This is a genomic window from Oceanobacillus indicireducens, from assembly GCF_014647195.1.
GTDB lineage: Bacteria > Bacillota > Bacilli > Bacillales > Amphibacillaceae > Oceanobacillus > Oceanobacillus indicireducens.
Genome location: NZ_BMOS01000029.1, coordinates 1 through 7,003 on the forward strand (window position 1 = coordinate 1; position 7,003 = coordinate 7,003).

A 7,003-nucleotide genomic window follows, 5' to 3' on the forward strand; every position below is an offset into this window, starting at 1 on the left:
TTGAACAATTAGCAAGTGTTTTAGATGGAACAATGTGGAGCTTTACACAGATGGAAAGAAAATACCGGAAGCGACATATTATCCGAGTGAATGAAGGATTATGTACTGCGTCTGCGGGAATTGTTTTTGTCGATATTTTAAGTAACTTAGAGCGTATCGGCGACCATGCGGTTAATATTGTAGAAGAAATTTTAGAACAACAATAAATTATTGAGGGGAAAGAAATAATTTCTTTCCCCTTTTCAATTGATAAAGCTGTGAAGAAAGATTTGATCCTGCATTTTTGAAATGGATTTGGAAATATCCGCAGACGAGAAGGCCAGCAACAATAAATAAATTAGAAAAGTTGTCCGAAGAAAAGAAGGTTATTATTTTACATTCGCCAAAAGAAGTGAAACGCTTTATAGAAAACTTGGAAGGAGAAGTATTATGAAATATTCCTGTCCTTTCTGCGGTTATAAAGTGAAACTTCATTCAGTGGGGGTTTCCTTCCCTCCCCCACTGAATGTTAGCTGAACAGAATCAGGTATTTACGGGCTGTATATCCCTCACCTGAATACCCGTGATTTCAACTGTGGAATGAAGGGCATACTATATTAGGCAAAGAATTTAAATTAAAGTAAACAAGTTCGTTAAAATAAATGCATTTTCGAATAGAATGTTGTATAATGAAAACCTATGACTTGTAAACTTAATGTCGAATGAACACGAACAATTCATCAAAAAATTTCTTTGAAGAAAAAGTATTGCAAAAGGGCAATAAAAGTGTTGACATTTTTTCTAGGACATGGTAAATTATATCTTGTTGGTTAATCCACAGCAATTTATTCCACAGTAGCTCAGTGGTAGAGCAATCGGCTGTTAACCGATCGGTCGTAGGTTCGAATCCTACCTGTGGAGCCATGGCGGCGTAGCTCAGCTGGCGAGAGCGTACGGTTCATACCCGTGAGGTCGTGGGTTCGATCCCCTCCGCCGCTATACTAGGTTACAGTGTGCAAGCTGTACACTGTAACCCATTTAAATCATGAAATGTGCAGAGCTACATCTTTTACCGATGGCGGTCGTGGCGAAGTGGTTAACGCACCGGATTGTGGCTCCGGCATCCGTGGGTTCGATCCCCACCGATCGCCCCATCAATATATCATATGAACGGACCCTTAGCTCAGTTGGTTAGAGCTATCGGCTCATAACCGATCGGTCGCAGGTTCGAATCCTGCAGGGTCCACCATTTTGTTTAAGTTTAATAGTTGGAGGTATACCCAAGTCTGGCTGAAGGGGTCGGTCTTGAAAACCGAGAGGCGGGTCAAACCGCGCGGGGGTTCGAATCCCTCTACCTCCTCCATTTACATATCTTGTAAATAAATAGAAAAAATAGGCTCGGTAGCTCAGTCGGTAGAGCATAGCGTAAACATTCTCGAACTACTCCATTGTAGCTATGCGAAGAGTGCAACTTCACCGAATCAGCTTGCAACACGACGAGCAACTTCTTCGTTGACTATGCTTCGAAGCATAGTAAGAAATAGACACACTTAAAAGAAAACGACCACATCATATGGCTCGGTAGCTCAGTCGGTAGAGCAACGGACTGAAAATCCGTGTGTCGGCGGTTCGATTCCGTTCCGAGCCACCATTGTCCAAACAAGCAAACATGCTTGTTTTTTTAATGTCTTCATCTTTGTGTGACTCGATCCTCCTTAGTATAAAATAAAAGATTTACTTTCTATGAAGCATAAAATTTGCAACAAATATAAAGCTTTGATAATCTACAATTACAGGTAAGATAATATTAAGGGAGGAAGATTTTTATGGCAAAATTTGAACTACCAGAATTACCATATGCATATGATGCATTGGAAAAGTCTATTGACAAAGAGACGATGAACATTCACCATACGAAACACCACAACACGTACGTTACAAACCTTAATAACGCATTAGAGGGTCATGCTGACTTACAGGAGAAATCACTGGAAGAGCTAATCAGTAACCTTGACGCTGTACCTGAAAGCATCCGTACCGCTGTTCGCAATAATGGTGGGGGACATGCTAACCATAGCCTGTTTTGGGAAATCTTGTCACCAAACGGAGGCGGAGAACCGACTGGCGAATTAGCGGATAAAATCAATGCTAAATTTGGCAGTTTCGACAAATTTAAAGAAGAATTCAAAACTGCAGCGACTGGCCGTTTCGGTTCAGGTTGGGCATGGCTAGTAGTTGATAACGGCGAACTTGAAATCACAAGTACGCCAAACCAAGACTCTCCATTAATGGAAGGTAAGACTCCTATTTTAGGATTAGACGTTTGGGAGCATGCTTACTACTTGAGATATCAAAACAAGCGCCCTGATTACATTGATTCCTTCTGGGATGTAGTAAACTGGGATGAAGTTGCTAAGCGCTATAACGAAGCAAAATAATTATTCCATTACAGAAAACGTGAAGAAAATCAATCTTCACGTTTTTCTTTTGTCTTAATGGACTTCACCCTGACTTAACAACGATAAATTGCTAATAAATAACGAAATACATAATGTTTTATGGTAGAATATAAGAGCAGATATTTCAGCATTACGAAAAATGAGGGGGCGTATAATGAAGGAAAAAAAGAAAAAAAGAGCACAGCTTCCCTTTCGAACAAATATAATCTTTTTCATCGTGTTCTTATTATTTTCAATGCTGATTTTTCAACTAGGTGTCGTGCAAATCCTGAATGGAGAAGAATTCCAAGAGGAAATTGACAAAACGATTCAAGATACGACTAAAATCCCGGTACCTCGGGGAAAAATATATGACAGAAATGAAAATTTAGTTGTTGATAATAAGGCGCTATATTCCATTACGTATACACCTCCCAAAGGTGTGCAGCCACAGGATCGTTTAGACCTCGCGGAAAAGTTAGCGAAGTTTATTTCGATGGACAGCAAAGAAGAGCTTAACAAAATAACAGATCGGGATAAGCGCGAATATGTCTATCTGAAAGATTTGGCAAAAAACGAAGGTAAATCAGCTGATGAAAGGGAAGAAACATACGAGGACTTGTTACCGGAAGAAAAAACGAAGGACATGTCCAACGCAGAAATTTACCAAGAGGTTTTAAAATCCATTCCAGATGAGCATGTGGCAGATAATAATTTTACAAAAGAAGAACTCGAAGTGATCCGGATAAAAAAAGAACTGGATAAAGCTTACTCCTTAACGCCGCAAATTATTAAAAATGAGGATGTTACACCGGAAGAATATGCACTCGTCTCAGAAAATCTCGACCAATTGCCAGGAATCAATGCAACAACAGACTGGGATCGTGAGTATATGTATGGCTCTACAATTCGAAGTCTTCTAGGAAGTATCAGTACCCATCAAACCGGGATCCCAGCAGAAAATATGCAATATTTCATGTCACGAGGCTACAGTAGAAATGACCGGGTTGGCAGAAGTGGATTAGAACAGCAGTATGAAGATGTTCTTAGGGGTACAAAAGAAAAAATTGAATATACAACGACGAAATCAGGTGCTATCATCGATTCCAAGACCCTTGTTAAGGGTGAGAGAGGGAAGGATCTCATCCTAACGATTGATATGGAATTCCAAGAAAAGGTAGATGAGATTCTGGAGGAAGAGTTAAGAAAGGCAATTCAATTAGACCCTTATAATAACCGTTACTTAAACGATGCACTAGCAGTTGTGATGGATCCGAAAACAGGAGAATTAATTTCAGTAGCCGGGAAAACATACGATCATAAGGAAGGGACATTTAGTTATAGTCCGCATCACACATTGCATGATGCTCATCGACCGGGTTCGGTTGTAAAAGGTGCTACTGTATTAGCGGGATTGCATTCAGGTGTTATTAGTCCAGGGCAAATTTTTAATGACAGGCCTATCAAAATAGCGGGCACCCCAGAAAAACGATCCTTATCAAGCACAATTGGTTTGGCAGATGATATCAAAGCATTGAAAGAATCATCGAACATATATATGTTCTATATTGCTCTACGAATGGCGGGGGATTATCGTACTCCATTTCCAAATGGGGCGAGTTCATCAATGGATCTTGCGGCATGGCAGGAAATGCGAAATTATTTCCTTCAATTTGGTTTAGGTGCTCCCACAGGTATAGATTTTCCATCTGAATCAACAGGGGTACTTGGTCAGTCTAAAAATGACGTTGGTCTACTGATGAACTATGCAATCGGCCAGTACGATACGTATACAACTCTTCAATTAGCTCAATACGTTTCGACTATCGCTAATGATGGTTACCGTGTGCGCCCGCATTTCGTAAAAGAGATACGAGAACCAATCGCTTCCAAGAAGGAATTAGGTCCACTTTATAAATCGATAAATACAGAGTACTTGAATCAAATTCAAGCGAGCGAATCGGAAATTGCTCGAGTGCAGGAAGGCTTTAGGCAAGCATTCCAAGTGCAGCGCGGTACGGCTTATAGTAACTTTGCAGGGAAAGATTATAATGCTGTAGGTAAGACGGGAACAGCGGAGAATACGGTTTATGTCGATGGGGTAGGGTATGATACAATCAACCGTGCGATCATCGGTTATGCTCCAATGGATAACCCAGAAGTTGCTTTTGCAGTACTGGTTCCAAATATCGGCATTAATGCAAGAGAAGATGGGAATGTCGCCAACCGGATTGCCGAGCGTATTCTTGATACGTACTTCGAAATGCAAGAAGAGCAGGATGATGGCGATGCTGAAGAAGCGGCAGAAGATGGAGAATCGTAAAAAAGCTCAATATTATTTACACAATAATTTAACACTCATTTAACAATCTTCCGGTATACTTAAGCTATACAATTCATACGTCTAGCAATGGATTGAAGATAGTTTGGAGGAGATTGGATGAGCCCGACACGTGAGCAGTTTCAAAGTGAATTAGAGCAGTTGAAAGAAGAAGTCATTAAAATGGCGAACTTATCCGGCGAGGCATTGTCGAAAGCTGTCGATTCATTAATTAATCAAGACTTGGAACAAGCGAAAGAAATCCTTGAAGAAGATAAACAAATTGATGAATTGGAAAGAGAAATAAATGAAAAATCGGTGCTGCTGATTGCAAAACAACAACCGGTAGCAACCGATCTACGGCAGATTATTATTGCTCTCCGCGTAGTAACCGATATCGAAAGAATGGGCGATAATGCTAAAAATATTGCAAAAGCAACAATCCATTTAGATAAGAATCTTTCTACTATTCCGGAAGGTCTGCGGCAAATGCATGAAATTGCAATGGATATGTTGAAAACATCGATGCATGCTTTTAAATATGAAGATATTACCGTTGCTGAGAAATTAGCGGAAACAGATGATAAAGTAGATAAGATGTATAAGCATATTGTTAGCGAGCTGCTTGGAGAAACAGCAACAAATCCGGATAAAATCCAATATATTATGCAAGTAGCGTTTTGTGCCCGCTACTTAGAACGCTTCGCCGACCATATTACAAATATAGGGGAAAGCATACTCTACTTAGTTAAAGGAAAAAATTATAACCTTAATTGATTAATAGTGTGTCGAAAATGAGTCTGCGTCAGCAAGGTACATGTGGAGCGGAAAAAGTGAGCCAACGAGCTTCAAAGGTGCATGGGCGCACTACGAAGTATCATTTTTGCCAGATTTCTAGAAACAAAATCGAATTAAAAAACCAGCGCCTCCAATAGTAGGCACTGGTTTTTTAATTTGATGTCAAACGTTCGGCTATTTCGTATTCGGATAAACCACGTTCTAGTTCATGTTTACCCATTTGAACACGTAAAGAATAGTCGTTATCAATCAAGTATTTGTTAAAAGATGCTGCATCGTCGATAAGTCCTTCTTCTTCAAGAATATCGCTAATATATGAAGTTGCCATTCCTGGTTCAACTGTAATGACTACAGGGGAATTCTTATCTTTCTTTTTAGGCTTTTCATCTTTCTGCTTTTCCTTTTTCTTATCGTCAGCAGCTTTTTCTTTATTCTTATCCTTTTCTTTATCTTCTTTTGCGGCTTTATCTCCATCAGCTTTATCATCATTAGCTTTTTCTTTTTCTTCTTTGGATTCCTTAGCATCCTCTTCATCAGACTCAGCTACATCCGTTTCATCATCATTTTTCTCTTTATTACCTAAAGTAAAGCTAATATAGTCTTCTTCAGAAATAACGCGTAATCCTTTTTCTTCAATTTTCTCTATCAATTCTTCTGTTGTATCTTCTGCTGCACTTTCATTGCCATAACCAAATAAATAAAACACAGCAAGTAAAATCAATCCGGTAGTAATCAAGCCAACTGAGAATGCGCGTAGTGTATGTTTCATGCTTAACTCCTTTTCTGGCGTCTAGTAATCAAGATTGTTCCTTAAACTCCGAACTGGAGGATTGATTAATATTTCCTGGGAGCAATTCTTCTTCTAGTATTTTAATTTTCTTCTTCATTTGGTATGTATCCTGCATAGAAGTAATCGAAAGCTGTTCGACTTGACTTTCCAGCTCTTCCAATCGATCATTCATAAAATAAGACAGGATGAACAAGACCAGACCGATAATGAGTATGGTTACAATCGCAATTATCATTTATTTCCCTCCCTTTAACCACATATTAGTTATATCATATTATGTGTGTCATGAAAACCTTAAAATTACCTAGAGAATTGTTGAATCTTTTTGCAACATCTGTTATTATAATAAAGGTCTAATAAAATTGCTTATGTATTCTTAAAGATAGTTTGAAAAGTTTGGAGGGAAAATCATGCGCGTTAATATCACGTTAGCTTGTACAGAAACAGGAGATCGTAACTATATTACTACGAAAAACAAGCGTACAAATCCTGAACGTATTGAGCTTATGAAATATAGTCCACGTCTTAAAAAACACACTTTACACCGTGAAACTAAATAAAACAATAATAAAGCTCTTATCCTCGGATGAGAGCTTTATTTATTTTATATAAGGTTAATAGCTACTGAATGCTTTCATACAGCGTAAGTGTCTGCTCTTTCACTAATTAAGGCGCTCT

General features: G+C 38.9%; 7 protein-coding genes, 6 tRNA genes and 1 pseudogene. 12 read left to right on the forward strand and 2 right to left on the reverse strand.

The features are described from left to right. The 11 genes and pseudogenes from IEX94_RS15380 to phoU all read left to right on the forward strand — a co-directional run. On the forward strand, positions 1–206 hold a 206-nt coding region (locus tag IEX94_RS15380; RefSeq protein ID WP_188858693.1), incomplete at its 5' end, for a PhoU domain-containing protein. A gap of 50 nt (positions 207–256) precedes the next feature. Next, positions 257–433 (forward strand): annotated as a pseudogene (locus IEX94_RS20160) (topology modulation protein); the annotation flags it as partial. Between the two features lie 395 nt (positions 434–828). Continuing rightward, positions 829–903, forward strand: a tRNA-Asn gene (locus IEX94_RS15390). Position 904: 1 nt separating this feature from the next. Further along, positions 905–978, forward strand: a tRNA-Met gene (locus IEX94_RS15395). A 79-nt stretch (positions 979–1,057) separates the two neighbouring features. Continuing rightward, positions 1,058–1,133 (forward strand) — tRNA-His (locus tag IEX94_RS15400). An 18-nt stretch (positions 1,134–1,151) separates the two neighbouring features. After that, positions 1,152–1,228: transfer RNA gene (locus IEX94_RS15405), tRNA-Ile, on the forward strand. Between the two features lie 21 nt (positions 1,229–1,249). After that, positions 1,250–1,342 (forward strand) — tRNA-Ser (locus IEX94_RS15410). A 212-nt stretch (positions 1,343–1,554) separates the two neighbouring features. Then, positions 1,555–1,630: transfer RNA gene (locus IEX94_RS15415), tRNA-Phe, on the forward strand. A 175-nt stretch (positions 1,631–1,805) separates the two neighbouring features. Beyond that, a complete protein-coding gene (sodA, locus tag IEX94_RS15420; protein ID WP_156856793.1) occupies positions 1,806–2,417 on the forward strand; it encodes a superoxide dismutase SodA in 612 nt (203 codons plus the stop codon). Between the two features lie 175 nt (positions 2,418–2,592). After that, entirely contained in the window at positions 2,593–4,740 is a 2,148-nt protein-coding gene (locus tag IEX94_RS15425) for a peptidoglycan D,D-transpeptidase FtsI family protein (protein ID WP_156856792.1), read from the forward strand. 117 nt (positions 4,741–4,857) lie between these two features. After that, entirely contained in the window at positions 4,858–5,514 is a 657-nt protein-coding gene (phoU, locus tag IEX94_RS15430) for a phosphate signaling complex protein PhoU (protein ID WP_188858697.1), read from the forward strand. 172 nt (positions 5,515–5,686) lie between these two features. Here the strand turns inward: phoU and IEX94_RS15435 are convergent, their stop codons facing one another. Continuing rightward, positions 5,687–6,304: an MltG/YceG/YrrL family protein gene (locus IEX94_RS15435; protein ID WP_188858742.1), complete on the reverse strand. Its 618-nt coding sequence runs from the start codon at positions 6,302–6,304 to the stop codon at positions 5,687–5,689. Positions 6,305–6,332: 28 nt separating this feature from the next. Then, entirely contained in the window at positions 6,333–6,560 is a 228-nt protein-coding gene (locus IEX94_RS15440; protein WP_156856789.1) for a hypothetical protein, read from the reverse strand. Positions 6,561–6,735: 175 nt separating this feature from the next. Between IEX94_RS15440 and rpmG the strand changes: the two genes are divergently transcribed. Beyond that, the gene (gene rpmG / locus IEX94_RS15445) at positions 6,736–6,885 is read left to right on the forward strand and encodes a 50S ribosomal protein L33 (protein WP_021291115.1); all 150 of its coding nucleotides are present in this window, start codon (positions 6,736–6,738) and stop codon (positions 6,883–6,885) included. The last annotated feature ends 118 nt before the right edge of the window (positions 6,886–7,003 follow it).

Excerpts from the sequence above, each read along its gene's own strand:
- sodA (WP_156856793.1), top strand. The coding sequence starts at position 1,806 with ATGGCAAAATTTGAACTACCAGAATTACCATATGCATATGATGCATTG.
- IEX94_RS15425 (WP_156856792.1), top strand. The coding sequence starts at position 2,593 with ATGAAGGAAAAAAAGAAAAAAAGAGCACAGCTTCCCTTTCGAACAAAT.
- phoU (WP_188858697.1), top strand. The coding sequence starts at position 4,858 with ATGAGCCCGACACGTGAGCAGTTTCAAAGTGAATTAGAGCAGTTGAAA.
- IEX94_RS15435 (WP_188858742.1), bottom strand. The coding sequence starts at position 6,304 with ATGAAACATACACTACGCGCATTCTCAGTTGGCTTGATTACTACCGGA.
- IEX94_RS15440 (WP_156856789.1), bottom strand. The coding sequence starts at position 6,560 with ATGATAATTGCGATTGTAACCATACTCATTATCGGTCTGGTCTTGTTC.
- rpmG (WP_021291115.1), top strand. The coding sequence starts at position 6,736 with ATGCGCGTTAATATCACGTTAGCTTGTACAGAAACAGGAGATCGTAAC.